This is a genomic window from Streptomyces mashuensis (assembly GCF_014654785.1).
In the GTDB taxonomy this organism is placed as follows: Bacteria; Actinomycetota; Actinomycetes; order Streptomycetales; family Streptomycetaceae; genus Streptomyces; species Streptomyces mashuensis.
Genome location: NZ_BNBD01000001.1, coordinates 441,407 through 464,550 on the forward strand (window position 1 = coordinate 441,407; position 23,144 = coordinate 464,550).

24 protein-coding genes and 1 pseudogene are annotated in these 23,144 nt (G+C 73.5%); 19 read left to right on the top strand and 6 right to left on the bottom strand.

Annotated features, from left to right (window positions below):
• Nucleotides 1–62 precede the first annotated feature (62 nt).
• Nucleotides 63–872, bottom strand: a complete 810-nt coding sequence (locus IE305_RS01690; protein ID WP_190127537.1) for an IclR family transcriptional regulator — start codon at nucleotides 870–872, stop codon at nucleotides 63–65.
• A 193-nt stretch (nucleotides 873–1,065) separates the two neighbouring features.
• Here IE305_RS01690 and allB point away from each other — a divergent pair, with 193 nt between their 5' ends.
• Entirely contained in the window at nucleotides 1,066–2,394 is a 1,329-nt protein-coding gene (gene allB, locus IE305_RS01695) for an allantoinase AllB (protein ID WP_190127538.1), read from the top strand.
• Nucleotides 2,391–3,569: an allantoicase gene (gene alc, locus IE305_RS01700; protein ID WP_190127539.1), complete on the top strand. Its 1,179-nt coding sequence runs from the start codon at nucleotides 2,391–2,393 to the stop codon at nucleotides 3,567–3,569. Before allB ends, alc begins: the two co-directional genes overlap by 4 nt.
• Before the next feature lie 6 nt (nucleotides 3,570–3,575).
• On the opposite strand, the gene IE305_RS01705 is transcribed toward alc, so the two are convergent.
• Genes IE305_RS01705 through IE305_RS01715 form a run of 3 tightly spaced genes read right to left on the bottom strand, consistent with a single transcriptional unit; the run spans nucleotide 3,576 to nucleotide 5,142 of the window.
• Nucleotides 3,576–4,253 (bottom strand): thiaminase II/PqqC family protein, encoded by a 678-nt coding sequence (locus tag IE305_RS01705; protein ID WP_190127540.1) that lies wholly within the window; start codon nucleotides 4,251–4,253, stop codon nucleotides 3,576–3,578.
• Between the two features lie 54 nt (nucleotides 4,254–4,307).
• Entirely contained in the window at nucleotides 4,308–4,493 is a 186-nt protein-coding gene (locus tag IE305_RS01710; protein ID WP_190127541.1) for a DUF6126 family protein, read from the bottom strand.
• A gap of 16 nt (nucleotides 4,494–4,509) precedes the next feature.
• Nucleotides 4,510–5,142 (bottom strand): helix-turn-helix domain-containing protein, encoded by a 633-nt coding sequence (locus IE305_RS01715; protein WP_190127542.1) that lies wholly within the window; start codon nucleotides 5,140–5,142, stop codon nucleotides 4,510–4,512.
• A 168-nt stretch (nucleotides 5,143–5,310) separates the two neighbouring features.
• Between IE305_RS01715 and IE305_RS01720 the strand changes: the two genes are divergently transcribed.
• The 14 genes and pseudogenes from IE305_RS01720 (at nucleotide 5,311) to IE305_RS01785 (ending at nucleotide 17,748) form a co-directional block, all read left to right on the top strand.
• Nucleotides 5,311–5,745, top strand: a complete 435-nt coding sequence (locus tag IE305_RS01720) for a guanyl-specific ribonuclease (protein ID WP_190127543.1) — start codon at nucleotides 5,311–5,313, stop codon at nucleotides 5,743–5,745.
• A gap of 93 nt (nucleotides 5,746–5,838) precedes the next feature.
• On the top strand, nucleotides 5,839–6,399 hold the full coding sequence (locus IE305_RS01725; protein ID WP_190127544.1) for a TetR/AcrR family transcriptional regulator: 561 nt from the start codon (nucleotides 5,839–5,841) through the stop codon (nucleotides 6,397–6,399).
• A gap of 32 nt (nucleotides 6,400–6,431) precedes the next feature.
• The gene (locus tag IE305_RS01730) at nucleotides 6,432–7,037 is read left to right on the top strand and encodes a DUF4865 family protein (protein WP_190127545.1); all 606 of its coding nucleotides are present in this window, start codon (nucleotides 6,432–6,434) and stop codon (nucleotides 7,035–7,037) included.
• Nucleotides 7,038–7,128: 91 nt separating this feature from the next.
• Nucleotides 7,129–8,319, top strand: a complete 1,191-nt coding sequence (locus tag IE305_RS01735; RefSeq protein ID WP_190127546.1) for a DUF4190 domain-containing protein — start codon at nucleotides 7,129–7,131, stop codon at nucleotides 8,317–8,319.
• A gap of 80 nt (nucleotides 8,320–8,399) precedes the next feature.
• Entirely contained in the window at nucleotides 8,400–9,149 is a 750-nt protein-coding gene (locus IE305_RS01740) for a GntR family transcriptional regulator (RefSeq protein ID WP_190127547.1), read from the top strand.
• 254 nt (nucleotides 9,150–9,403) lie between these two features.
• On the top strand, nucleotides 9,404–10,417 hold the full coding sequence (locus tag IE305_RS01745) for a sugar ABC transporter substrate-binding protein (protein ID WP_373311490.1): 1,014 nt from the start codon (nucleotides 9,404–9,406) through the stop codon (nucleotides 10,415–10,417).
• Nucleotides 10,414–11,454: an ABC transporter permease gene (locus IE305_RS01750; protein ID WP_190127549.1), complete on the top strand. Its 1,041-nt coding sequence runs from the start codon at nucleotides 10,414–10,416 to the stop codon at nucleotides 11,452–11,454. The genes IE305_RS01745 and IE305_RS01750 overlap by 4 nt, the downstream gene beginning before the upstream one ends.
• A complete protein-coding gene (locus IE305_RS01755; protein WP_229890417.1) occupies nucleotides 11,451–12,287 on the top strand; it encodes an ATP-binding cassette domain-containing protein in 837 nt (278 codons plus the stop codon). The genes IE305_RS01750 and IE305_RS01755 overlap by 4 nt, the downstream gene beginning before the upstream one ends.
• A 231-nt stretch (nucleotides 12,288–12,518) precedes the next feature.
• The gene (locus IE305_RS01760) at nucleotides 12,519–13,649 is read left to right on the top strand and encodes an ROK family glucokinase (RefSeq protein WP_190127551.1); all 1,131 of its coding nucleotides are present in this window, start codon (nucleotides 12,519–12,521) and stop codon (nucleotides 13,647–13,649) included.
• Nucleotides 13,646–14,185 (top strand): hypothetical protein, encoded by a 540-nt coding sequence (locus tag IE305_RS01765; RefSeq protein ID WP_190127552.1) that lies wholly within the window; start codon nucleotides 13,646–13,648, stop codon nucleotides 14,183–14,185. The genes IE305_RS01760 and IE305_RS01765 overlap by 4 nt, the downstream gene beginning before the upstream one ends.
• A 35-nt stretch (nucleotides 14,186–14,220) precedes the next feature.
• Nucleotides 14,221–15,072, top strand: a pseudogene (locus IE305_RS01770) (alpha/beta fold hydrolase); the annotation flags it as partial.
• Between the two features lie 687 nt (nucleotides 15,073–15,759).
• Nucleotides 15,760–16,245, top strand: a complete 486-nt coding sequence (locus tag IE305_RS01775; protein ID WP_190128160.1) for a carboxymuconolactone decarboxylase family protein — start codon at nucleotides 15,760–15,762, stop codon at nucleotides 16,243–16,245.
• Nucleotides 16,246–16,258: 13 nt separating this feature from the next.
• Nucleotides 16,259–16,906 carry an MBL fold metallo-hydrolase gene (locus tag IE305_RS01780; protein WP_190127553.1) on the top strand — a complete coding sequence of 216 codons (648 nt, stop codon included), beginning with the start codon at nucleotides 16,259–16,261 and terminating at the stop codon, nucleotides 16,904–16,906.
• A 62-nt stretch (nucleotides 16,907–16,968) separates the two neighbouring features.
• The gene (locus IE305_RS01785; protein WP_190127554.1) at nucleotides 16,969–17,748 is read left to right on the top strand and encodes an exodeoxyribonuclease III; all 780 of its coding nucleotides are present in this window, start codon (nucleotides 16,969–16,971) and stop codon (nucleotides 17,746–17,748) included.
• A 51-nt stretch (nucleotides 17,749–17,799) separates the two neighbouring features.
• Here the strand turns inward: IE305_RS01785 and IE305_RS01790 are convergent, their stop codons facing one another.
• A complete protein-coding gene (locus tag IE305_RS01790) occupies nucleotides 17,800–19,680 on the bottom strand; it encodes an SGNH/GDSL hydrolase family protein (protein ID WP_229890419.1) in 1,881 nt (626 codons plus the stop codon).
• A gap of 139 nt (nucleotides 19,681–19,819) precedes the next feature.
• Here IE305_RS01790 and IE305_RS01795 point away from each other — a divergent pair, with 139 nt between their 5' ends.
• Nucleotides 19,820–20,263, top strand: a complete 444-nt coding sequence (locus IE305_RS01795) for a DUF6278 family protein (protein ID WP_190127555.1) — start codon at nucleotides 19,820–19,822, stop codon at nucleotides 20,261–20,263.
• A 74-nt stretch (nucleotides 20,264–20,337) separates the two neighbouring features.
• Here IE305_RS01795 and IE305_RS33405 read toward each other — a convergent pair whose 3' ends face one another.
• Nucleotides 20,338–21,162: a GntR family transcriptional regulator gene (locus tag IE305_RS33405; protein ID WP_190127556.1), complete on the bottom strand. Its 825-nt coding sequence runs from the start codon at nucleotides 21,160–21,162 to the stop codon at nucleotides 20,338–20,340.
• Nucleotides 21,163–21,442: 280 nt separating this feature from the next.
• Here IE305_RS33405 and IE305_RS01805 point away from each other — a divergent pair, with 280 nt between their 5' ends.
• Together IE305_RS01805 and IE305_RS01810 are read left to right on the top strand one after the other, a co-directional pair.
• Nucleotides 21,443–22,186, top strand: coding sequence for an amino acid ABC transporter ATP-binding protein (locus tag IE305_RS01805; protein ID WP_190127557.1), 744 nt, complete (start codon nucleotides 21,443–21,445; stop codon nucleotides 22,184–22,186).
• Nucleotides 22,187–22,206: 20 nt separating this feature from the next.
• The gene (locus IE305_RS01810; RefSeq protein WP_190127558.1) at nucleotides 22,207–23,139 is read left to right on the top strand and encodes a glutamate ABC transporter substrate-binding protein; all 933 of its coding nucleotides are present in this window, start codon (nucleotides 22,207–22,209) and stop codon (nucleotides 23,137–23,139) included.
• Nucleotides 23,140–23,144: the final 5 nt, after the last annotated feature.

The window sequence follows — 23,144 nt, forward strand, 5'->3', positions numbered from 1 at the left end:
CGACGGCTGACCGCACGACCGTACGGAGGGCCGCCGGGCCGGACGTCCCGCCGGGAGCCGCGTCAGACGGCCGCTTCGGCCGCCGCCGTACCCGCCGCCGGGGCGGCCAGCGTGGCCGACAGGTCCGCCGCCACCTCCTGGAGCAGCGGCACGATCCGCTCCGTGGCCTCCTCGGTCAGGCGCCCGGCCGGGCCGGAGATGGAGATCGCCGCCGACGTCGGCGAGTCCGGTACCGGCACCGCCAGGCACCGCACCCCGATCTCCTGCTCGTTGTCGTCCACCGCGAAGCCGTTCGCGCGCACCTGCGCCAGCTCCGTGAGGAAGCCCTCCGGCGTCGTGATCGTCTTCTCCGTGGCCGCCGGCATGCCCGTACGGCCCAGCAGCGCGCGCACCTCGTCGTCGGGCGACTGCGCCAGCAGCGCCTTGCCCACGCCCGTGGTGTGCGGCAGCACCCGCCGGCCGACCTCGGTGAACATCCGCACCGAGTGCCGCGACGGCACCTGCGCCACGTACACGACCTCGTCGCCGTCGAGCAGCGCCATGTTGGCCGTCTCGCCGGTCTCCTCGACCAGGCGGGCCAGGTGCGGCCGGGCCCAGGTGCCCAGCAGCCGGGCCGAGCTCTCGCCGAGCCGGATCAGCCGGGGGCCGAGCGCGTACCGCCGGTTGGGCTGCTGCCGGACGTACCCGCAGGCGACCAGGGTGCGCATCAGCCGGTGGATGGTCGGCAGCGGCAGCCCGCTGCTGGCGGCCAGCTCGCTCAGCCCGACCTCACCGCCGGCGTCGGCCATCCGCTCGAGCAGGTCGAAGGCACGCTCGAGGGACTGGACGCCACCGCTGTGCGAGGCGGATCTGGGCTCGGCGGACGGGGGCACGGCGCTCCTTCCGGGGGACTGGGTGGCAGCAGCCTACCGGCCGCCGCCGGGGTCACTTGCAGGTTTCTGCCCAGCGAAACCGTGCTTCCGTTGCACGAGAGAAGTGCGACCGGGGTCTTGACGGTGCCCGGGTGCGGCTGAAGACTGCCGGAAGCCGCGCTTCAACAGATTGTTGAAGCCGAGGGGAGGGGGAGTGGAGAACGTCCTGCGCTCGCGCCGGGTCGTGACGCCCGGCGGCGTCCGCCCCGCCTGCGTCGCCGTCGACGGCGGCCGGATCGCCGCCGTCCTGCCGTACGACACCGCACCGCCCCCGGGCACACCCGTCACCGATCTCGGCGACGACGTCCTGCTGCCCGGCCTCGTCGACACCCACGTCCACGTCAACGACCCCGGCCGCAGCGCCTGGGAGGGCTTCGGCACCGCCACGCTGGCCGCGGCCGCCGGGGGCGTCACCACCCTCGTCGACATGCCGCTCAACAGCCTGCCGCCCACCACCACCCCGGCCGCCCTGGACGTCAAACGGGCCGCCGCCCGCGGCCGGGTGCACGTCGACACCGGCTTCTGGGGCGGCGCCGTCCCCGGCAACGAGGAGGAGCTGCGGCCCCTGCACGACGCCGGCGTCTTCGGCTTCAAGGCCTTCCTCTCGCCCTCCGGCGTCGACGAGTTCCCGCCGCTCGACCCCGCGGGCCTCGACGCCGTCGCCACCCGGCTCGCCGCGTTCGACGGCCTGCTGATCGTCCATGCCGAGGACCCCGGCCGGCTCGCGCGCGCCCCGCAGCCCGCCGGGCCCGGCTACGCCGATTTCCTCGCCTCCCGGCCCCCCGCCGCCGAAGAAACGGCGATCGGCACGCTCCTGGAGACCGTACGGCGCCGGGGCGTACGGGCCCACGTGCTGCATCTGTCCTCCTCCGGCGCGCTGCCCGCCCTCGCCGCCGCACGCGCCGAGGGGCTGCCCGTCACCGTCGAGACCTGTCCGCACTTCCTTACCCTCACCGCGGAGGAAGTACCCGACGGCGCCACCGAGTTCAAGTGCTGCCCGCCCATCCGCGAGGCCGCGAACCGTGACGCCCTGTGGGCCGCCCTGGCCGACGGCACCCTCGACTGCGTCGTCTCCGACCACTCCCCGTGCACCGCCGACCTCAAGGTGCCCGACTTCGGCACCGCCTGGGGCGGCATCTCCTCCCTCCAGCTCGGCCTGCCGGCCGTCTGGACCGAGGCCCGGCGCCGCGGCCACACCCTCACCGACCTCGCCCGCTGGATGTCCGCCGGGCCCGCCGCCCTCGCCGGGCTGCGCGCCAAGGGCGCCATCGAGCCCGGCCGCGACGCCGACTTCGCCGTCCTCGCCCCCGACGAGACCTTCACCGTCGACCCGGCCGCCCTCCACCACCGCAACCCCGTCACCGCCTACGCCGGCCGCACGCTCCACGGCGTCGTCCGGTCCACCTGGCTGCGCGGCCGGCGGATCACCGACCACGGCACCCCGCTCACCGGGCCCACCGGCCGACTCCTGGAGCGCACATGAGCACCAGCGGCATACCCCGTCCCCGCCCCACGGTTCCCCCCTTCCCGCCCCTGCCGTCCTTCACCGGTGGCGCCGGCCCGTACACCGGCGGCGACCCGTACGCCGACTACCGCGCCGCCCCGGACCTGCCGTTCGCCCACCTGCCCGACCTCGCCGACCGCCGCGCCGGCGGCACCGTGCTCGCCGCCAACGACGACTTCTTCGCCGACCGCGAGAACCTCCTCGACCCCCGCCCCGCCCGCTTCGACCCCGACCGCTTCGGCCCCAAGGGCAAGGTCATGGACGGCTGGGAGACACGCCGCCGCCGCGGCCCCGCCGCCGACAGCCCGCACCCGGCCGACGACGACCACGACTGGGCCCTGGTCCGGCTCGGCGTGCCGGGCGTGATCCGGGGCGTCGTCGTGGACACCGCCCACTTCCGCGGCAACCACCCCGACTCCATCAGCATCGAGGCCACCTGCACCCCGGGCACGCCCGGCCCCGGCGAACTGCTGTCCGACGCGGTGCAGTGGACGCTGCTCGTCCCGCGCAGCCCCGTCGGCGGCCACGCCGCCAACGCCTTCGCCGTCCACGACGACCGCCGCCACACCCATCTGAGGCTGCGTCAGTACCCCGACGGTGGCATCGCCCGGCTGCGCGTCCACGGCGAACCCCTGCCCGACACCGGCTGGCTCACCGCGCTCGGCACCTTCGACCTCGCCGCGCTGGAGAACGGCGGCCGCGTCGAGGACGCCTCCGACCTCTTCTTCTCCCCGCCGCTCAACAGCATCCGCCCCGGCCGCTCCCGGCGGATGGACGAGGGCTGGGAGACCCGGCGCCGCCGCGACAAGGGCCACGACTGGGTGCGCTACCGCCTCACCGGGCAGGCGGTGCTGCGCGCCGTGGAGATCGACACGGGCTGCTACCGCGGCAACGCCGCGGGCTGGGCGTCCCTCTCCGTCCTCGACGCCACCACCGGCGCCGACCCGGCCGGCCCCGCCGCCGGCTGGACCGAGGCGCTGCCGCGCACCCCCCTCCAGCCCGACACCGTGCACCGCTTCGTGCTCCCGGCCACGCCCACGGCCACCCACGTGCGCATCGACATCCACCCCGACGGCGGCATCGCCCGGCTCCGCGTGCACGGCTCGCTCACGGAGGAGGGCGAGCGGGCGCTCCGGGCGGCTGCGGGGGGCTGACCCTGCTCAGCGGGGGACGAACTCGTCGGCCAGCGTGGACCAGAACATCGCCTCGTACGCCTGGACCAGCCGGCCGTGACGGTGCGCCAGGGTTTCCGACAGCCGCCCGTCGAGCAGGCCGGCGCCGACCGCGGCCAGCGCCCGCTCGGCGGCCTCCGGGTCCGGTTCGGCGAAGAGGTCGAAGAACCCGCACGCGGCGTCGTCGAAGCCGTAGTGCTCGCGCAGGGCGAGGGCCACGGTCGCGCACGAGGCGCTCCAGGCCGCGAAGTTGGCCGTCAGCGCCACGGCCGCGTCCACCGGCTCGGCGCCCAGCGCGAGCCAGGACACGTACGCCGGGTACGCCTGGCAGCCGGGGCGCGGCTCGTGGGCCCGTACGGCCTCCTCGCCGAGCCCGCAGGCCGCCGTGAGCGGACCGAGCCGCTCCAGGGCGACGGCCTCGCCCCGGGCGAGGTGGTCGTAGAAGGCGGTGACCGGCGGCTGCTGCAGGGCCGTGGCGCGGAGCGCCAAGTGGGTGAAGGAGCGCCGGTCGGCGGGGATGACCTGCCCCTGCTCCAGCGCGAGGGCCGCCACCGCGGCGAGCGGCGCGCGGCCCGCGGCGATCTCCGCCACCAGGCGGTTCTCCCCGGCGGCGGGGGCGAGCAGGCGCAGGGCGCCGTCGAGGACGTCCCGGGCGGTACGGGCCATGGGCACCAGGGTAGGGCGGTCCGGGCCTCAAGGGCGTGGGGCTGCCCGAAGCCGTTACTTCGCGCCGCCGAGGTAGAAGAGGAGGAAGAAGAAGGCCGAGATGAAGTGGACCGCGACGAGATAGATGAAGACGCGGATCTTCATGGGCACGGGCGCCCGGTCCTCCTCGTCGAAGCCGGGCCGGCGGGCGGCGCGGGCCGTGGTGCCGGCGGTGCTGCGGTCCTGGGCGTGCTCGGTCATGGGACGGCCCTTTCTGTCAGTGAACGCCGGTGGTGCCGTCGCCCAGGCAGAGCGCGGCGGCGCCGCTCTGCATGAGCGTGTGCAGGAACAGCAGGTCCGCGCCGCCGGACGACGCGGCGGCGATGCGGTGCGGGGTGAGGGAGTCGAAGTGCGCCGCGTCGCCCGGTCCGAGCAGGTGCACGGCCTCGCCCAGGGCCAGCCGCAGCCGGCCCCGGAGGACGTACAGCCACTCCTCGCCGGGGTGCACCCGGACCAGGCCCTCCTGGCTGCGGGGGCCGGCCGGCACGTGCAGCCGCAGCGCCTGCATGGCCCGCCCGGAACCGCCGGCGCGCCAGTACGTCCAGCCGCCCGCCTCCTGCGGTTCCATGCGGTCGGCCCGTACGATCGGGTCGAGAGCCTCGGGCACCTCGCCCAGCAGGTCGGAGACGGTGGTGCCGTACGCCCGCGCGAGCGTGAGCAGCATCGGCAGGGACGGCGTGCGCCGCCCGGTCTCCAGCCGGGAGAGGTGGGCCGGCGACAGTCCCGCGCGGGACGCGGCGGCCTCCAGCGTCAGGCCGCTGTGGCGGCGGTGCTCGCGCAGCTTGGGGGAGACGTGCGGGAGTTCGACGCCTTCGCCGCCTTCGGAGCTTTCGGGTGCGGACGCGCTCATGTCTCCGGTATAGGGCCGCCCATGCCTCTGGGGCAAAACTTTTGCCCCAGAGGCAAAAGCCGTCCGCACGTGGGGCCGGAACCGGAGGCAAAGGTACCGGTGAACGTCAGAAAAACATCAAGAAATTGGCATTGACATGACACGACGTGTTCACGCCATGCTGGCGTCATGACAACCCCCCACCGTCTCCGGTTCTCCCGTCGCGCCGTCCGCCTCGGCGCCCTCGCCGCCCTGGGCGGCACCCTGCTCCTCGGCACGCCCGCCGTCGCCTCGACGCCCGTCGCGGCGCACTCCGTCACGTCCGTCACCCTGAAGTCCACGGGCGACATCTGTTACTCGGAGCTGCCGTCGCAGGCCCACGACACCATTCGCCTGATCGACAACGGCGGCCCCTTCCCGTACCCGAAGGACGGCACCGTCTTCACCAACCGCGAGGGCGTGCTGCCGCGTCAGTCCAGCGGCTACTACCACGAGTACACGGTGATCACCCCGGGCTCCCCGGACCGTGGTGCCCGACGCATCGTCACCGGCCGCCAGGCGCACGAGGACTACTACACGGACGACCACTACGCGTCGTTCGACAAGGTCGACTTCTCCTGCTGAGCCGGCTCCGGCTCTTCCTGGCCGCCGCCCCTCCGGGGGCGGCGGTCTCCTTTTGTTGATCGTTTGTACCTACTGGTATGTACACTGAGGTTCGTGAGCACTCAGGACCGCCTCATCGAGAGCACCCGCGCCCTCCTCTGGGAGCGCGGATACGTCGGTACGAGCCCCAAGGCCATCCAGCAGCACGCCGGAGCGGGCCAGGGCAGCATGTACCACCACTTCAGCGGCAAGCCCGAGCTGGCCCTGGCCGCGATCCGGCGCACGGCGGACGAACTGCGGGCGCTGGCCGAGCAGCAGTTCTCCGGGCCGGGCACGGCCCTCGAACGGGTCGCCGCGTACCTGCGCCGCGAACGGGACGTGCTGCGCGGCTGCCCCGTCGGCCGCCTCACCCAGGACCCGGACGTCATGGCCGACCCCGAGCTGCGCCGGCCGGTGGACGAGACCTTCGCCTGGCTGCGCGAGCGGCTCGCCCAGGTGCTGGCCGAGGGAGTGGAGCGCGGCGAACTCACGGGCCTGGACCCGGTCGCCACCGCCTCCACCGTGATGGCGGTGCTCCAGGGCGGCTACGTCCTGGCCCGCGCCGCCGGCTCCACCGCCCCCTTCGAGCAGGCCGTCGACGGCGTCCTCGCCCTGCTCGCCACCCACGCCGCCTGACCGGCCCACCCGCCCGTACTGGAGGAGATCTCGTGCACGCCATGCAGTACCCCCTCACCCTGCCCGCCGACTACGACATGGGGATCATCCGCGAGCGCGTGGCCACCCGCGGCCACGTGCTCGACGACCGCGCCGGGCTGGGCCTCAAGGCGTACCTCGTCCGCGAGCGCGGCGACGCCGGCGGTTCGCCGGTCAACCAGTACGCGCCCTTCTACCTGTGGCACGACCAGGGGGCGATGGCGCACTTCCTCGCCGGGGGCGGCGGCTTCCAGGGCATCGTCGCCGACTTCGGCCGGCCGGTCGTCCAGCACTGGACGGGTCTGGCGTGTGCGGCGGGCCCGGCCCGCACCGCCGCGCCGCGGGCGGCGACCCGGCTGCTGACCCCGATGCCGGCCGGTGGCGACCCGGCCGGCCAGGTGGAGGAGGCCCTGGCGGAGGCCGGGGCGCTGGCCCGTACCGAGGGGGTGCACACCGTGGCCCTGGCCTTCGACCCCCGGTACTGGGAGCTGATGCGCTTCGTGCTGTGGGAGGCCGCGCCCGCCGAGTGGGAGAAGGAGGCGGCGGGGGAGGAGCGGTACGAGGTGCTGCACCTGTCGGCACCGGGGCTGGAGGAGCTGCCGCGGGGCCGGGCCTGGTAGGCCACCGGCAGGGCGGTCACCCAACGTAAAGCTGGGGCAAAAGCCCTTGTTAGGGTGATCGTCCTCAGAGCCCAAGATCAAAGGACATCGCATGACCCTGCCCGAGCAGAGCCCCGGGCCCGAGTCCGTCCCGTCCCCGGAGCCGGAGCCGTCCGGTGAGGCGGAGCAGCAGGCAGGGGAGAAGCTGTCCCTGACCAAGGAGGGTGCCGAAGGCGCGGAGGCCGTCGAGGCGCCTGCCGCCGGGACCCCGGTCGCCGGCGCCGGAGAGGCCCCGGCCGCCGGGGAGACGCCCACCGCCGAGACCCCGGCCGCCCCGGCTCCCACCGCCGTAGCGGCCCCTCCCGCCCCTCCCGTCGTGCCCGACCCTCCGCTCGCTCCGGGCGCTCCGGGTGCCCCCGGTGGCGCCCCCGCCACGGGTGCGTGGCCCGGCGCCTGGCCGCCGCCCGCGCCCCCGTACGGGCACCCGCACCCGTACGCGGTCCCGGCTCCGGCGAAGACGAGCGGGATGGCGGTGGCCGCGCTGGTCACCGGCGTCTGCGGGCTCCTGACCTCGCTGACGCCGCTCCTGGGCTTCGTGAACATCTGGTGGCTGATCTTCGCCATTCCGGGCCTCACGGCGGCCGGTGTGCTCGCCACGCTCGCGCTCAGCCTCGGCCTGATCGCCTGGGGGCACGCCCGCCGGGGCCGGGCGGGCAACGGGAGGATGGCCCTGACCGGCAGCGTGCTCGGTGGTCTCGCCGCCGTGTCGGTCGTGACGTTCGTCGTGATCGGCCTGGTGAACAGCTACGACTACGACAAGGACGTCAAGGACGACGACGACCGCTCCTGGTCGGCCCCCGCCCGGCCGGAGGCGTCCCCCTCCCCGGCCAAGCCGGAGAAGAAGACGCTGAAGTTCGGCGAGACCCACCGCTACGCCGACGGCGTCACGATCAGCGTGTCCCAGCCGGAGCGGTACGAGACGCACGGCCAGTTCACGTACGGGCACAAGGAGGGCAACATCGCCCTGCGCGTGGAGGTGACGGTCGTCAACGGCAGCGACAAGCAGATCAGCCTGCTCTCGCACATGCCGGACGTGAAGGACGCCAAGGGCGCCGACGTCGAGACGATCATCGACGGCTACGGCGCGACCAAGCCCTTCACCGGCACGCTGCTGCCCGGCAAGCAGGCGTCGACCCACTACACGTACTCGGTCTCGCCCGACGGGGCCAAGGAGCTCCAGGTGGAGGCGTCCGCGGAGAGCGGCCGGGAGGACGGCCTCTGGGTGGGGGTCCCGGCCTCGTAGGCCCCGGAGGGAAACGGGTATGTCCGGACAACAGGACCTCCGGACTACCCGTCAACCGGTCCCGCGGCTACTCTCCCCCCGTGGCGAAGCAGCAACCCCTTCAGTTCACCCTCGACCGGGGCAGTCCCGTGCCCCTCTACTTCCAGCTGTCGCAGCAGCTGGAGGCCGCGATCGAGCGCGGCGAGCTGGCCCCCGGCAGTCTGCTCGGCAACGAGATCGAGCTGGCCGGGCGGCTGGGCCTGTCCCGGCCCACGGTCCGGCAGGCGATCCAGTCGCTGGTCGACAAGGGTCTGCTGGTCCGCCGGCGGGGGGTGGGCACCCAGGTCGTGCACAGCCAGGTCCGCCGCCCCCTGGAGCTGAGCAGTCTGTACGACGACCTGGAGGCCGCCGGCCAGAAGCCGGCCACGCGGGTGCTGCGGCGGGCCGTGGAGCCCGCGAGCGCGACGGTGGCCGCGGCGCTGGGTGTTGCCGAGGGGGCCGACGTGGTGCACGTCGAGCGGCTGCGGCTCGCGCACGGCGAGCCCGTGGCCCGGCTCTCCAATCACCTGCCCGTCGGCCTGCTGGACCTGGAGGGCGGCGCGCTGGAGCGGGCCGGGCTCTACCGGCTGATGCGGACGGCCGGCATCACCCTGCACAGCGCCCGGCAGACCATCGGTGCCCGCGCGGCCACGCCCGCCGAGGCGGAGCTGCTGGCCGAGCCGGCGGGCGCGCCGCTGCTCACGATGGAGCGGACGACGTACGACGACACGGGCCGCGCCGTGGAGTTCGGCTCGCATCTGTACCGGGCGTCGCGCTACTCGTTCGACTTCCAGCTGCTCGCCCGGTCATGACCGGCCATGACGGTGGGCAACCTGTCATGCCGTAAGAATGTATGGACATAGCCTTGACGCGGTGTGGCGTGCGCCACTAGAACTCACCCACCGGAGCACCACGGGAGTCTTCAGGAGCGGCCGCGGAAGGGGGTCGGGACGGCACCGCCGGCGCCCCGGCCGACGGGGGTGACGGATGGTGACGGATACTTGGCGGTTGGGCCCGCGAACGGGTCCGGTCGCACCGTGACAGACAGTGAGAAGGGCAAGTCCTCGTGGCAAGGGTTCGGAGAGGCGCACGCGCGGTGAGCGCCGTGCTGGCAGCGGTGCTCGGCGCCACACTGGCGGGGTGCAGCAGCACCGGCGGCAAGCGCGCGGAGGAGCGGGCCGCCCAGGCGGCGGCCCAGGGCCGCGCAGCGGTGAACACCCCGCGCTGGAAGTTCGCGATGGTCACCCACTCGGGCGATGGCGACACCTTCTGGGACATCGTCCAGAGCGGTGCCAAACAGGCGGCGGCCAAGGACAACATCCAGTTCCTCTACGCGCACGACGTGGAGGGGAACCGGCAGGCCCAGAGCGTCCAGGCCATGATCGACTCCAAGGTCGACGGCCTGATCGTCACGCTCGCCAAACCCGACGCCATGAAGGACGTCGTGGCCAAGGCCGTCAAGGCCGGCATCCCCGTCATCACGGTGAACTCGGGCTCCGAGAAGTCCAAGGAGTTCGGCGCCCTCACGCACATCGGCCAGGACGAGACCATCGCCGGCGAGGCCGTCGGCGAGCAGCTCAACCAGCGCGGGAAGAAGAAGGCGGTGTGCGTCCTGCACGAGCAGGGCAACGTCGGCCACGAGCAGCGCTGCGAGGGCGTGAGGAAGAGCTTCAAGGGCCAGGTGGAGAACCTCTACGTCGAGGGCACCAACATGCCCGGCGTCCAGTCCTCCATCGAGGCCAAGCTCCAGTCCGACAAGGACGTCGACGCCGTCGTCACCCTGGGCGCCCCCTTCGCGCCCACCGCCGTGAAGGCGGCCCAGCAGGCCGGCAGCAAGGCCGAGGTCGACACCTTCGACCTCAACGCCAAGGTCGCCGCGGCGCTCCAGGACGGCAGCCTCGGCTTCGCCGTCGACCAGGACCCGTACCTCCAGGGCTACGAGGCCGTCGACCTGCTGTGGCTCCACAAGTACAACGCCGACACGCTCGGCGGCGGCCGGCCCGTGCTCACCGGCCCGCAGATCATCACCAAGGACGACGCCAAGGCCCTGACCGAGTACACGAAGCGGGGCACCCGATGACCGCCGGCGCCGCGGCCACTGCTGACGAACGCCTGCTCCGGCAGGGCCGGGCCCGTCGGCTGCTCGGCCGGCCGGAGCTGGGTGCGGTGGTCGGTGCCGCCGCCGTCTTCGTCTTCTTCTCGGTCGTCGCGGAAACCTTCCTTCAGGCGTCGAGCCTCTCCACCGTCATGTACGCGTCCTCGACGATCGGCATCATGGCCGTCCCGGTGGCGCTGCTGATGATCGGTGGCGAGTTCGACCTGTCGACCGGCGTCATGGTCACCAGCTCGGCGCTGGTCTCGTCGATGTTCAGCTACCAGATGACGGCGAACGTCTGGGTCGGCGTGGGGGTCTCCCTGCTGGTCACCCTGGCGATCGGCTTCTTCAACGGCTTCATGCTGACCCGCACCAAGCTGCCCAGCTTCATCATCACGCTGGGCACCTTCCTCATGCTGACCGGCCTCAACCTGGGCTTCACCAAGCTCGTCAGCGGCACGGTCTCCACCAAGACGATCGGCGACATGGAGGGCTTCCCCTCCGCGCGCGCCGTCTTCGCCTCCCACGTCACCGTGGGCGGCGTGGACCTCCAGGTGACGATCCTGTGGTGGCTCGGCCTCGTGGCCGTGGCCACGTGGATCCTGCTGCGCACCCGCGTCGGCAACTGGATCTTCGCCGTGGGCGGCAACGCGGACGCGGCCCGAGCGGTGGGCGTCCCCGTCAACCGCACCAAGATCGGCCTCTACATGGCCGTCGCCTTCTGCGCCTGGATCTCCGGCCAGCACCTGCTGATGTCGTACGACGTCGTCCAGTCCGGCGAGGGCGTGGGCAACGAATTCCTCTACATCATCGCGGCCGTGATCGGCGGCTGCCTGATGACCGGCGGCTACGGCTCGGCCATCGGCTCCGCGGTCGGCGCGTTCATCTTCGGCATGACCAGCAAGGGCATCGTCTACGCCCAGTGGAACCCGGACTGGTTCAAGTTCTTCCTCGGCGCGATGCTGCTCCTGGCGACCCTGCTCAACGCATGGGTCCGCAAGCGCGCGGAGGCGAACTCATGACGGATGCCACGACGGACGTCACGACGGACGCGGCCGTCCCCCTCGTCGAACTCGACGGCGTCAGCAAGCACTACGGCAACGTACGCGCGCTGGAGGGCGTCTCGCTGGAGGTCCACCCCGGCGAGATCACCTGTGTGCTCGGCGACAACGGCGCCGGCAAGTCCACGCTCATCAAGATCGTCGCGGGGCTGCACCAGCACGACGCGGGCACCTTCCGCATCGAGGGCGACGAGGTCCGCCTCGGCTCGCCGCGCGACGCCCTGAACCGCGGCATCGCCACGGTCTACCAGGACCTCGCCGTGGTGTCCCTGATGCCGGTGTGGCGGAACTTCTTCCTCGGCTCCGAGCCGACGAAGGGCGCCGGCCCCTTCAAGCGCCTCGACGTCCGCACGATGCGCGAGACGACCCACGCGGCGCTGCTGCGCATGGGCATCGACCTGCGCGACGTCGACCAGCCCATCGGCACGCTCTCCGGCGGCGAACGGCAGTGCGTGGCGATCGCCCGCGCCGTCCACTTCGGCGCCAAGGTCCTCGTCCTCGACGAGCCGACGGCCGCCCTGGGCGTGAAGCAGTCCGGCGTGGTCCTGAAGTACGTGGCCGCGGCGCGCGACGCGGGCCTGGGCGTGGTCCTCATCACGCACAACCCGCACCACGCGTACCTGGTCGGCGACCGCTTCGTCCTGCTCAAGCGCGGGGCGATGGCGGGCAGCCATGCCAAGGCGGACATCGCGCTGGAGGAGCTGACGCGCCAGATGGCGGGCGGCAGCGAACTGGAGGAGCTCAGCCACGAGCTCCGGCGGGCACCGGCCCCCGCGGACGCGCCGGGGGACTGAGCCGACCGGCCCCGGAGGGAGCGGGTCCGGTCGCCGTACGACGTACCGGATCGGTCCCCTCCGGGGGCCTGCGGTTTCGCCCCGGCCCCCGCCCGTGAGGCACAATCGGGACTCCGACCGTATCCACGAGGCGCCGCCTCCAGACACCGACCAGGGGCCACCACCCGTGCGAGCCCGCACCCGCACCGCCCGCAGAACCGCCGAGCTCCACGCAGTGGAGGGGGTGCCCCGATGAGCACGTACCGTGACCGCGTCAACCGTGGTACGACCCGCGACGCCGTGCTGCGCACCGTCCGCACCGCCGGCACGCGCGAGCGCCGCTCCCACCTCACCGCCCCCCGGGTCCCCACCGTCGGCATCGACATCGGCGGGACCAAGGTCATGGCCGGCGTCGTCGACGCGGACGGCAACATCCTCGAGAAGATCCGTACCGAGACCCCGGACAAGTCGAAGAGCCCGAAGGTCGTCGAGGACACCATCACCGAGCTCGTCCTCGACCTCTCCGACCGGCACGACGTGCACGCCGTGGGCATCGGCGCGGCCGGCTGGGTCGACGCCGACCGCAACCGCGTCCTGTTCGCCCCGCACCTGTCCTGGCGCAACGAGCCGCTGCGCGACCGCCTCGCCGGCCGCCTGGCCGTGCCGGTCATGGTCGACAACGACGCCAACACCGCCGCCTGGGCCGAGTGGCGCTTCGGCGCGGGCCGTGGCGAGGACCACCTCGTCATGATCACCCTGGGGACCGGCATCGGCGGCGCCATCCTCGAGGACGGCCAGGTCAAGCGGGGCAAGTACGGGGTCGCGGGCGAGTTCGGGCACATGCAGGTGGTGCCCGGCGGCCACCGCTGCCCCTGCGGCAACCGCGGCTGCTGGGAGCAGTACAGCTCGGGCAACGCGCTCGTGCGCGAGGCCCGCGAGCTGGCCGCCGCCGAGTCGCCCGTCGCGTACGGGATCATCGACCGGGTCGGCGGCAACGTCAAGGAGATCACCGGCCCGCTGATCACGGAGCTGGCGCGCTCCGGCGACGCGATGTGCGTGGAGCTCCTCCAGGACATCGGCCAGTGGCTGGGCGTGGGCATCGCCAACCTGGCCGCCGCGCTGGACCCCTCCTGCTTCGTCATCGGCGGCGGCGTGAGCGCGGCCGACGACCTGCTGATCGGCCCGGCCCGCGACGCCTTCCGCCGCCACCTCACCGGCCGCGGCTACCGCCCCGAGGCCCGCATCGTCAAGGCCCAGCTCGGCCCCGAGGCCGGCATGGTCGGCGCCGCCGACCTGGCGCGGCTGGTGGCCCGCCGGTTCCGCCGCGCCAACCGGCGCCGGGCCGAACGGTACGAACGCTACGCACGGGCGGGCCGCGGATGAGCGCCGTGATCGACCAGCACCCCGCCCGGCGCCGCCGCTGGCTCAAACCCGTGATCGTCTTCCTGCTGATCGCCGTCCCCGCGGTCTACCTCTACATCTCGGCGATGCAGAGCCGCGGCGGCGGCAGCATCAACAACCAGCAGCAGGCGGCGGCCACGGGCCTGGAAGAAGGCTGGCCCTCACGGCTCCAGCGCCGCATCTACGAGGTGACGGTCCCGCCGTACGCGGAGAACGTCGCGCACTTCGAGACGAACACCTGGAAGTCCAGCTCCCTGTACCTCCAGTTCACCACCACGCGGGAAAAGTTCGAGCGCTGGCTGAACGACGTGGGCGCGGACCCGGCCAAGCTGGAGGACGGCGACATCACCATCGACGACGACGAGGCGTCGAAGGTGGGCTGGAAGTTTCCCGAAGGCCACCACTGGGCAGGCACGGTCCGCGAACAGGACCGCCCCAAACCGTCCCTGGAAATCACGGCCAACCTGGACAACCCCGACTTCCCCCAGGTGTACGTGGTCTCGACGACGACCCCGTGAAGGGGGGCCGCGGGCACGGCGGTTAGCGTGTCGCGGTGAGCGAGACGACGCAGACCCTGCAGTACCGTTGGGACGGCCCGGAGGGTACTCCGGTGCTGGTGGTGGGCCCGGCTCTGGGCGCCACATGGCACATGTGGGACCGCCAGGTCCCCGAGCTGACGCGCCACTGGCGCGTGCTGCGCTTCGACCTGCCGGGCCACGGCGGCGCCCCCGCGGTGCCCGCGCCGGCGGTCGGTGCGCTCACGGAGCGCCTCCTCGCCACGCTCGACGGCCTCGGCGTCGACCGCTTCGGCTACCTCGGCGCCTGCGTCTCCGGCGCCGTCGGCATCGACCTGGCCCTGCGCCACCCGCACCGGATCGCCTCGCTCGCGGTCGTCGGCGCGGCAGCACACGGCACCGCGGCCGACTGGCCCACCCACGCGAAGGAGGCCCGCACCGCCGGCCTCGACCCCGTCGCCCGCCGCACTCCGGAACGCTGGTTCACCCCGCACTTCGCCGGCGCGCAACCCGCCATCGCGGACTGGGCGGTCCAGATGGTCCGCGCGACGGACCTCTCCTGCTACGCGGCCTCCGCCGAATCCCTGGCAACGTACGACGCCCGCCCGGACCTGCGCCGCGCGACGCTCCCGACCCTGGTGATCGCCGGCGCGGAGGACGAGGTCACGCCCCCGGCGGAGGCCCGCGCTCTGGTGGCGGGCATCCCGGACGCCCGCCTGGCGGTGATCCCGATGGCCCGCCACCTCACGCCGGTGGAACAACCGGCGGCGGTGACGGACCTGCTGGTACGGCACTTCACGGCACCGTGGGCGCCGGCGGCGCCGACGGCGCCGGACGGGGGTGCGGTGCCGGGCACGCCGGCTGCCGCCGGCCCGGCAGGTGGAAGCCCCGAGGGCGCCGGCGCGTTGCCGGGGGTGTCGGCTGCGGCTGAGCCTGACGGGGCGTCCGGGTCCGGCGCGGGCGGACCGGTCGCGGGAGCCCACGAGGGCGTCGGCCCGGCGCCGGGCGCGTCGGTGGGTTCCGACGGCGTGGGCGTAGCTGCGGTGAGCCCCTCCCCGAGTGGGCACGCACCGGGCGCGACCGAGATCGCGGCCTCCGTTGCCGGACGTGAGGCCGGTGCGGTGCCGGACGTGTCCGCCGCCCCCGGCCCATTGCAGGCGCGCCATGACGGGGATTCCCGGCCGGGGCCGGACGCCGCGCCCGGGCCGGTCGGTTCCGGTGCCGGCGCAGATGCGGGATTCGCGCCGGGACGCCCGGACGATGGTGTTGCGGCAGCTGCCGCCGGTGCGGGTGGTGTGCCCGCTTCCCCCGACGGTGGGCATCTGCCTGCTGCTTCCGGCGTGGCGCCGGTGGGCTCCCATGGGTCGCCGGCCGTGCCCGCGACGGGCACGGCCGAGCCGCAGTCCTTGCCGGGTCACTCCGGCGGCGTCGGCTCCGTCCCGGGTGCGCCCGCCGCGACCGGGTCGGCGCCCGGGCGTCCTGACGGCGGCGACGCGGCCTCGCTGCAGGGGCGGCCCGTCCCGGGCGCGGCAGCCGCCGCCGCGTGGCCGGTCGATACGGGTGCGGCTGCGCCCGCCATGGGCGAGCCGTACGGTGCTGCCGCCGCTCCCGCCGGGTTCGGGCCGCCGCTGTCCGGGGCCTATGCACCGGCCGGTACAAGTTTCGGTCCGCTCCTGCCGCCGCTCGTGACCGGCGGTGGCGCCGGTGCGGACGTACGCCGTGACGTCCTGGGCCCGGACGCCGAGACGACGACCCCCACCCCCAGCTCCTCCTTCGGCTCCTCCTTCGACGACTTCGTCACCCGTGTCGCCTGGGGCGAGGTCTGGGCGCGGCCCGGGCTCGGGCGACGCGAGCGGTGTCTCGTGACGCTCACCGCGCTCGTCGTGCAGGGGCAGCTCGATGCGCTCCCCGTCCACGTGCGCGCCGCCCTGCGGCACGGCGTGACCGCCGGCGAGATTGAGGAAACGCTTCTTCAGGCGTCCCTGCACGCCGGGTTCACCGTGGCCGGGGCCGCCGTCGAGGTCGTGCGCCGTGCCCTCGGCGACGAGGGAAGGGTGGCGTAGCAAGATGAGGGGCATGAAGCTGACCAAGCACAGCCACGCCTGCGTGCGCCTGCAGAAGGACGGCGGCGGCACGCTCGTCATCGACCCCGGGGCGTTCAGCGAGGAGGACGCGGGCGTCGGTGCCGACGCGATCCTGATCACCCACGAGCACCCCGACCATTTCGCCGAGGACCGGCTGCGGCGCGCGCTCGACGCGAACCCCGCCGCCGAGCTGTGGACGCTGCGCAGCGTTGCCGAAAAGGTCTCGGCGGCCTTCCCCGGGCGCGTGCACACCGTGGGGGAGGGCGACACCTTCACCGCCGCCGGCTTCGACGTGCAGGTGCACGGGCAGCTGCACGCCGTCATCCACCCGGACATCCCCCGCATCACCAACGTCGGGTACCTCGTCGACGGTTCCGTCTTCCACCCCGGCGACGCCCTCACCCTCCCCGGGCAGCCGGTCGACACCCTGATGGTTCCCGTCATGGCCCCCTGGAGCAAGGTGTCGGAGGTCATCGACTACATCCGCGAGGTCGGGCCGCGCCGGGCCATCGACATCCACGACGCGCTTCTCACCGATCTCGCCCGCCCCGTCTACGACCGGATGCTCGGCCCCGACGGGCCCGGTGTCGCCGGTGCCGCCCACGAGCGGCTGGCCGCGGGCGACAGCGTCCGGCTCTGATCAGGTCCGGCTCCGATCGCGTGCGCGGCCCGGCTGTCAGTGGCGGCCGTTAGGGTGGCCGCATGCGCATCGCCACCTGGAACGTGAACTCGGTCACCGCCCGTCTGCCCCGCCTGCTCGCCTGGCTGGAGAGCAGCGGCACGGACGTGCTGTGCATCCAGGAGATCAAGGCCGCCGAGGAGGCGTTCCCGTACGCCGAGCTCCGTGAGCTCGGCTACGAGGCCGCCGTCAACGCGGACGGCCGGTGGAACGGCGTCGCCGTGCTGTCCCGCGTGGGCCTGGAGCAGGTGGTCACGGGGCTGCCCGGCGGGCCGGAGTACGACGGCGTGCAGGAGCCCCGTGCCGTCTCCGCCACCTGCGGCGGCGTCCGCGTGTGGTCGGTGTACGTGCCCAACGGGCGCGAGGTGGGCCACGCCCACTACGCGTACAAGCTGCACTGGCTGGAGGCGCTGCGCGACGCCGTCAGCGCGGACGCCGACGACGACCGCCCGTTCGCGGTCCTCGGCGACTTCAACGTGGCGCCGACCGACGAGGACGTCCACGACCGGTCCGCCTTCGACGGCCTGACGCACGTCACGCCCGCCGAGCGTGCCGCCCTCGCCGCCCTGCGCGACACGGGCCTGACGGACATCGTGCCGCGCCCCCTGAAGTACGACCGGCCGTTCACGTACTGGGACTACCGCCAGCTCTGCTTCCCCAAGAACCGCGGCATGCGCATCGACCTCGTCTACGGCAACGCCGCCTTCGCCCGCGCCCACAAGGACGCGTACGTCGACCGCGAGGAGCGCAAGGGCAAGGGCGCCTCCGACCACGCCCCGGTCGTCGTCGACCTCGACGTATAAGACGTACGACGTATAAGACGTACAAGGAGACGCCCCTGCCTTTGAAACGCCCTACACCAGCTTTCTCAGGTCCACCGTCTCGCTGAACACCCGCATCCCCGCGTCGTTCGGGTGCAGGTGGTCCCCCGCGTCGTACCGCGGCAGCATCCGCTCCGGGTGCCGGGGGTCGCGGATCGCGGCGTCGAAGTCGAACACCGCGTCGTAGAGCCCGCCGTTCTCCGCCCGGACGTGCCGGTTGATGGCGACGCGGTGGGCGTCGGCCTGCGGCGTGCAGTCGTAGAAGCCGCCGCACGGCGCGATCGTCGCCACGATCACGCGCATGCCGCGCTCGTGCGCCCGTACCGCGATGGACCGCAGTGCGGCGACGACCTCGTCGGCCGTCGTGCCGGCCCGGATGTCGTTGACGCCCTCGAAGACGATGAGCGTGCGCGCCGACGTCTGGGCCAGGACGTCGCGTTCCAGCCGGTGCCCTGCGCTCACCCCGCTCTGGACGGTGCTGGTGCCCTCGCCCGCGTAGCGGTCGGTGACGACGCGGTTGCCGGAGATGCCGTGGTTGAGGACGCCGAACCGCGGCACCGTCTTCTGCCCCTGGAGCCGGCGCGACAGCAGGTCCGGCCAGCGGCCGTTGGCGCCCGGCGTCGCCGCCTCGCCGTCGGTGATGGAGTCGCCGAGGGCGACGACGGAGCCGGGCCCGCCGGTGACGTCGACGCCGGTCAGCAGGGGCCAGCCCTCGGTCTTCTGGCCGTACGCGCCGGCGCCCCGGTCGGCGGTGCGGTCGCCGGCGCCGTCGGCGCTGAGGTACGAGAGCTGGTTGCTGTAGCTGTGCAGCGGCAGCGCCCGGACGGTGCCCGGCAGGTGGAGGCTCACCAGCAGATTCGTGTCGGGCGGCACCCGGAAGCCCACGGGGTCGCTGGTCAGGGCCGCGCCCGCGGGGATCTCGGCGCCGGGCCGGCCGCCGAAGGCGAGCGGCGCCGGGCGGCCGCGGGTGGCCGCGTCCTTGCCCTGGAGGGCGATCGTGGCGTGCCCGATGCGCACCGGCCGGCCGGCGAACGTGTTCTCCAGCCGGATGCGCGTGTGCGGTCCGCCCGCGCTGCTGTGCACGACGAGCCGCAGCGTCCGGTCCGTCCACGGGCCCAGGGCGGCGTACCCGGACGTGGACGCCGACCAGCTGCCGGTCCACCCGTTCGTGGGAGGCCGCAGGGCGAGGGAGAACACGTGCAGGGCGGCCCCGGGCGCGCGGCCGGGGGCCTTCGGCAGGACCACGGACGTGATCTCCTTGCCGCGCATCACCGGCACGGTCACCGCGTAGAGCCGCGTGGTCTCGGTGCGCTGCCCCTGCGGGGTGTTGCGGTGCGGCAGGCCCACGGCCTTCGTGGTGAGGGGACCGTGCCGCCAGTCCGGCGCGGTGAGCGTGTACGCGCCCACGGACCCGTCGCGGTAGCGCACGAGCCCGGTGCCGGTGGCGTCGCCGCCGGTGCCGGCGACGAGGAACGTCAGTGCCTGGCCGCGCCCGGACAGCCGTACGGCCTGGCCGTCGGCCCGTACGTTGTCGGGGGTGCCGGGCGCGGTGCGCGGCCAGTGCAGCGGCGAGGCGTCGAAGGTCAGGGCCCGGCCGGGGGTCCAGCCGGCGGCGGCGAGGTCGCGCGCGGAGAACGAGGAGCCGGCGCCGTCGAAGTCGGCGGCGCCGGGCCGGGCGTCGTCGCTGACGGCCCGGTTGTCGAAGAGCCGCTCCAGGGGGAGCGGCTCCTTGCGGGGTGCGGCGTCGGGCGGGGTGCCGCCGGCGGCCAGGGCCGGCGGGACGGCGAGCGTGGCGGCGCACACCGCCCCCAGTACGGTCCCCGTCGCGGCCACGACCGTGGACCGCACGCGTCTGTGCCGGGTGGTGCCGGGTGTCCTGAGCCCGGTCCTCGGTGTCCGGTGCATGGGCGTCATGCCTCCCAGGGTGGCCAGCTGTGGAAGTGGCGGGATGAAGCTAGGGAGACGCCAGGGGAACGTCAAGGAGGCCAATCGGCCACGTCGATCGTCGCGTGCCGGTGGTGGGGCCGTTCGTGGGAGTGAGATCCTGGCCAGTATGAACATTCCCTTCTTGGACAGCTGGCGGAAGCGGCAGCAGCCCGGCTCCGGGATGGCGCTGCCCGACGCGGCCGGCCGGGACCCGGAGGGCCTGGCCGAGTTGTTGTCGGAGTGCGAACTGCTGCGCGCGCACGCCCAGTCGGCCGGGGTCGCGCTCGACGACTCGCCGTCGTCCCTGGAGGAGCTGGACCAGCTGCAACCACGCTGGCGGGAGGACCCGGAACTGGAGTCCTGGCTCGGTAACGACGCGGGCCTCTACCTGGGCACGGTCATCGTGCGCACGGTGCGGGGTGCGGGCTGGGCGATCCGGGAGGGCGACGGGCAGCCGGTGGTGATGCTCGCCAACGGCCGCGAGATCGACGTGGTCGCGGACGGCACGGCGTGGGCGGAGGACGGCGCTCCGGAGCTCAGCCAGGTGTACGCGGAGATCGCCGAGCGGTAGTCGAGCGCCCTGGCCTGCCCAGCTCTGCCGGTGGCCGCCCGCCTTCCGTCCCCGCCTTCCGTCCCCGGGTTCCCTCAGCTGGTGAACGTGATCCCGTACTCCAGCCGCCAGCGGTCCGCGCGCACGACGATGTCCGAGGTCTCCACGGCCCGGTCGTCGCCGTCGAAGTGGGTGCGCTCGACCACGGTCACGCACTGCCCGGCGGCGCAGCCCAGCGCCTCGGCCTCCGGTGTGGTGGCGGGGCGGGAGCCGACGAGCTCGCGGGCCCGTACGACGCGGATGCCGATGGCCGCGAGCCGGCCGCGCACGCCGCGCCGCGCGTACGGGCCGCGCTCGGGCAGCACGACGTCGGTGCCCTCGGTGATGGTGAGCGGTTCCCAGCTGGTGGCGAGCTGCACGGGGTGCCGGTTGGCCAGGTACTCGTACTGTGTGCACAGCACCGGTTCGCCGGGGCCGATGCCGAGCCGTTCGGCGATGGGCGCGGGGGCGGCGGTCTCGCTGGAGGACGCCTCCCAGGTGAGGGCGGTGCGCCCGGGGCCGTGGCCGAAGGCCGGGCCGGTGGGCTGCACGGGAACGGTGGGGCCCGGCCGGCGCAGGGCGGCCACGCCGTACTCGCGGATCTCGGCGGCGAAGGGGGAGTCCACGGCGCCGGTGGAGCGCAGCAGCGTGCCCAGGGGCGCGCGGTCGGTGACGAACACGCCCCGGCCGAACTGCCCTTCCGCGTAGCCGGCGGCCTTCAGCACGCGGACGGCCCGGTCCACGGTCTGGTCGCTGGCCTCGTACGCGCGTTTGAGTTCGGAGCGGGAGGGGATGCGGTCGCCGACCGCCAGCCTGCCCTCGTCGATCTGCCGTCTCAGGTCGTCCGCGATGCGCAGGTACACGGGCCTGCTGTCGGCCACACCGGCTCCCTTCCCCCTGAATTCCCCATTCCCCCGTACGGCCCCACAGGCTAGGTACCCAGGCTCGGTCTGTGTACCTAGGAGAGGCGCGGCGGACGGCGGGTGCGCGGGCCGGGGCGTCCGGGGAAATGGCGGCAAATGGCGGGGTTCGCCGACTCGATCCGGCTGAATCCCGGTTCGTGTGCGTGTCACCGGTGAAGTCCCGTTCCCGTGCCGGTAGTTTGCGGCGACCGCGCGACTGCCGGCGCGGCAAGCGGCGCCGAGAACGGACGGGGCTGGTATGGCCGTCGATCCACTGATCGAACTGCGTGACGTCAACAAGCACTACGGCACACTGCACGTGCTGCGCGACATCGACCTCGTCGTCGACCGCGGCGAGGTCGTGGTCGTCATCGGCCCCTCCGGCTCCGGCAAGTCCACCCTCTGCCGCACGATCAACCGCCTGGAGACCATCGACTCCGGCACCATCACCATCGACGGCCGGCCGATGCCGGACGAGGGGCGCGCGCTGGCGCGGCTGCGCGCCGAGGTCGGCATGGTCTTCCAGTCGTTCAACCTCTTCGCGCACAAGACGGTGCTGGCCAACGTCTCCCTCGCCCAGGTGAAGGTGCGGCGCCGCGACAAGGCCGAGGCCGACCGCCGCTCGCGCGAGCTGCTGGAACGCGTCGGTCTGCTGGCCCACGCAGAGAAGTACCCCGCACAGCTCTCCGGCGGGCAGCAGCAGCGCGTGGCGATCGCCCGCGCGCTGGCCATGGAACCCAAGGCGCTCCTCTTCGACGAGCCGACGTCGGCGCTGGACCCGGAGATGATCAACGAGGTGCTGGAGGTCATGCAGCAGCTCGCCCGGGACGGCATGACGATGGTCGTCGTCACGCACGAGATGGGCTTCGCCCGCTCCGCCGCCAACCGCGTGGTGTTCATGGCCGACGGCCGGATCGTCGAGGACCGCCCGCCCGAGGAGTTCTTCACCGCTCCGCGGAGCGAGCGGGCCAGGGACTTCCTGTCGAAGATCCTCAAGCACTGAGCGGGGAGGACGACGACGCCATGACGACCCGCCGCGCCCGTTCCCGTCCCCGCCTCACCGCTGTGCTGTTCCTCGCCGCCCTCGTCCTCCCGGTCGCCGCCTGCGGCCGGGAGGGCAGCCCGCCGGTGAAGGGCCCCCGGCCCGAGCAGCTGCCCGTCTACCGCGTCGCCACCGGCTTCCAGCTGCCCGGCTCCTCCGTCTGGGAGGCCGCCAGGCGCCGCGGGCACCTGGTCGTCGGTGCCAAGGAGGACCAGCCGTACCTGGGCGAGAAGGACCCGGCGACCGGCACGTACTCCGGCTTCGACATCGAGATCGCCAAAATGCTCGCCGCCTCCCTGGGCTTCGACCCCAAAACCGTCGTCTTCCGCACCATCGCCTCCGCCAACCGTGAAACCGCCCTCCAGAACGGCCAGATCGACTACTACGTCGGCACCTACACCATCAACGACCTGCGCAAACGCCAGGTCGGCTTCGCCGGCCCGTACTACATCGCCGGCCAGTCCCTGCTGATCCGCAAGGACGAGAAGGGCATCGACGGGCCGCAGGACCTGGCCGGCAAGCGCGTCTGCTCGGCGGCCGGGTCCACACCGCTCCAGCGCCTCCAGCGCGAGTACCCCCGCGCCCGCGCCGTCGCCTACGACACGTACTCGATCTGTGTGGACAACCTCATCAGCCTCCAGGTGGACGCCGTCACCACCGACGACACCATCCTCATGGGGTACGCCGCCAAGGCCCCCGATGTGCTGAGGGTGGTGGGCCGGCCCTTCTCCCGGGAGCCCTACGGCATCGGCGTGCCGCGCTCCGACACCGCCCTGCGCCTCGCGCTGGACGACGCGCTGGAGCAGCACGAGAAGAACGGCGACTGGAAGAAGGCGTACGACGCGACCCTCGGCCTCTCCGGGGTGCCGGCGCCCGCCCCGCCCCCCGTCGACCGCTACCCGGCGGCCCGATGACACCG

What these genes read in the sequence shown, in the direction of transcription:
- IE305_RS01735 (WP_190127546.1), top strand. Translation starts at nt 7,129, where the DNA reads ATGACCCTGCCCGAGCAGAGCCCCGGGCCCGAGTCCGTCCCGTCCCCG.
- IE305_RS01785 (WP_190127554.1), top strand. Translation starts at nt 16,969, where the DNA reads ATGCGCATCGCCACCTGGAACGTGAACTCGGTCACCGCCCGTCTGCCC.
- IE305_RS01715 (WP_190127542.1), bottom strand. Translation starts at nt 5,142, where the DNA reads ATGAGCGCGTCCGCACCCGAAAGCTCCGAAGGCGGCGAAGGCGTCGAA.
- IE305_RS01805 (WP_190127557.1), top strand. Translation starts at nt 21,443, where the DNA reads ATGGCCGTCGATCCACTGATCGAACTGCGTGACGTCAACAAGCACTAC.
- IE305_RS01765 (WP_190127552.1), top strand. Translation starts at nt 13,646, where the DNA reads ATGAGCGCCGTGATCGACCAGCACCCCGCCCGGCGCCGCCGCTGGCTC.
- alc (WP_190127539.1), top strand. Translation starts at nt 2,391, where the DNA reads ATGAGCACCAGCGGCATACCCCGTCCCCGCCCCACGGTTCCCCCCTTC.
- IE305_RS01755 (WP_229890417.1), top strand. Translation starts at nt 11,451, where the DNA reads ATGACGGATGCCACGACGGACGTCACGACGGACGCGGCCGTCCCCCTC.
- IE305_RS01705 (WP_190127540.1), bottom strand. Translation starts at nt 4,253, where the DNA reads ATGGCCCGTACCGCCCGGGACGTCCTCGACGGCGCCCTGCGCCTGCTC.
- IE305_RS01710 (WP_190127541.1), bottom strand. Translation starts at nt 4,493, where the DNA reads ATGACCGAGCACGCCCAGGACCGCAGCACCGCCGGCACCACGGCCCGC.
- IE305_RS01810 (WP_190127558.1), top strand. Translation starts at nt 22,207, where the DNA reads ATGACGACCCGCCGCGCCCGTTCCCGTCCCCGCCTCACCGCTGTGCTG.
- IE305_RS01790 (WP_229890419.1), bottom strand. Translation starts at nt 19,680, where the DNA reads ATGACGCCCATGCACCGGACACCGAGGACCGGGCTCAGGACACCCGGC.
- IE305_RS01780 (WP_190127553.1), top strand. Translation starts at nt 16,259, where the DNA reads ATGAAGCTGACCAAGCACAGCCACGCCTGCGTGCGCCTGCAGAAGGAC.
- IE305_RS01795 (WP_190127555.1), top strand. Translation starts at nt 19,820, where the DNA reads ATGAACATTCCCTTCTTGGACAGCTGGCGGAAGCGGCAGCAGCCCGGC.
- IE305_RS01775 (WP_190128160.1), top strand. Translation starts at nt 15,760, where the DNA reads ATGGGCGAGCCGTACGGTGCTGCCGCCGCTCCCGCCGGGTTCGGGCCG.
- IE305_RS01750 (WP_190127549.1), top strand. Translation starts at nt 10,414, where the DNA reads ATGACCGCCGGCGCCGCGGCCACTGCTGACGAACGCCTGCTCCGGCAG.
- IE305_RS01760 (WP_190127551.1), top strand. Translation starts at nt 12,519, where the DNA reads ATGAGCACGTACCGTGACCGCGTCAACCGTGGTACGACCCGCGACGCC.
- IE305_RS01720 (WP_190127543.1), top strand. Translation starts at nt 5,311, where the DNA reads ATGACAACCCCCCACCGTCTCCGGTTCTCCCGTCGCGCCGTCCGCCTC.